The 1705-nt window shown below is 72.6% G+C and carries 2 protein-coding genes; both read right to left on the bottom strand.

Going from position 1 to position 1705, the window contains the following annotated elements:
- On the bottom strand, positions 1 to 451 hold a 451-nt coding region (locus tag ACTUAL_RS13615), incomplete at its 3' end, for a glycosyl hydrolase (RefSeq protein WP_440900491.1).
- Between the two features lie 749 nt (positions 452 to 1200).
- Positions 1201 to 1548 (bottom strand): hypothetical protein, encoded by a 348-nt coding sequence (locus ACTUAL_RS13610; RefSeq protein ID WP_096493313.1) that lies wholly within the window; start codon positions 1546 to 1548, stop codon positions 1201 to 1203.
- Positions 1549 to 1705: the final 157 nt, after the last annotated feature.

Genomic DNA, 1705 nt, shown 5'->3' with positions numbered 1-1705 from the left:
TCATGAACCGGTCGAGCCACCCGCCCGCCTGGTCGCCGCCGTACGCCACGGCGGGCGCGCCCAACCGCATCCCCGTGGCCTGCAACCGGGGCCACAGGTTCAACGCCTGCTCGACGCTCAGGTTCGCCTGCCCGGCCATGTCCGGCTCGTTGAACCCGAGCAGCGTGCTGCCGAGCGACTTCGCCTTGCCCAGCGCGGCGTCGGTGACCGATCCCGATCCCCACGCCATCGGCACGAACTCGACACCGGGCGGCGTGCTGACGCCCTGCGTGTCCACGGCCCAGGTGTAGTACCACCCGGCCCGCACGTTCGCGAGCGCGCCGGCGACACCGGGGTGGTTGTTGACGCTGACGCCTTTCTTGGTCGCCGCGGCGCCTGCCGGAGCGGTCAGCGCGACCGCCGCGGTGAGCGCCACGAGCGCGACGGCGAGCAGTCGACGGGGGCCTCGCATACGCCTCGTCCCTCCAAGGTCGTTCGGTGCGGTCGAACGGCAGGACCCGAAGCGGCGGCGGACGTGAGAGCGCTTCCACGCCGAGCCTGGAGGTGGTCTGGACCTGCTGTCAACGGGTGGGCCGGGCAGTCAGGGGGACCCTCACCCGAACAGCGGGCAGGCGCGGCGCGAGCTGGGCCGCGAGGGTGCAGGGCGTGTCCTGTGGATCTTTTTCGTGATCGTGTGCTGATGACGGTGGGTGGTCGGACGTGGTGAGCTGACGGACGAGCTGCACCCGGCCGTCGACTCGGCGGGTCTGCCGCCGACGGTGATCCTCACCCTCGGGTCAGGGCCGGCGACAACCCGCAACCGCCACCGCTGCTCGACGACATCCACGACATCGCCGTGGACGGGCGGCGGGTGCGGGTGGGACGGGTGATCGCCGACAAGGTCCACGCCCACACGAACACCCGCACCGCGTTACGGCGGCGGCCGATCAAGGCTGCCATCCCGGAACGTGTCGACCGGATCGCCCGCCGCAAGGCCCAGGCTCGGCCAGTGGCAGGCCACCGGCCTTCGACCCCGACCTCTGCAAGCCGCGCAACGTGGTCGAGCGCTGCTTCAACCGCCTCAAGCGGTTCCGCGGCCCGGCCACCAGGTTCGCGAAACGAGCCGCCTGCCCACCGCGCCGAGATCGTCTTGCCCCGCATCGCCCTCCACCTGAGGTGAAGATCCGCAGGACAAGCCCTAGACCAGGGCGAACCCCCTGATCACCCCACCGCGACCGCCGTCACCACGTGCACCACCGCCGACGCCGCCCCCACCGCCGTCATCCCCCACGACCCGCGCGACCACCCGACCGCCGCGTCCACCGCCTGCGACAGCGCCGCCCCCAGCAGGCAGAACATCGTCGCCTGGCCCGGCAGCGCCAGCGGCAGGCTCGCGGCCAGCACGCCGAGCGGCACGGCCTTCGCGGCGTGCATCCAGGCGTACATGCGCTCGCCCCGGTCCGGTGACGGGCTGTAGCTCAGCGACGCCGGGTGCACAGCCGCCACCGTCGCGAACACCACGCCGACCACGGCGGTGACCGCGTTCAGGAACAGCAGCGGGATGAGCATCCGGGGGTCGCCTCCGCAACGTCTTGGGTGGGTCGCGCCGCAGGTGCAGACAGTAGCCGCGCGCCCTCGGACCTCGTGATCTCGGGCCGCCCCCGACCTCGCGGGGGCGTGCCGACGCCCCTCGGCCCACCACCTGTGTGATGATCGAGCGCGCGGG

This window comes from Actinosynnema sp. (genome assembly GCF_052038725.1).
The sequence above is the reverse complement of the archived record's forward strand: the minus strand, read 5'-3'. Positions and strand labels throughout refer to the sequence as shown.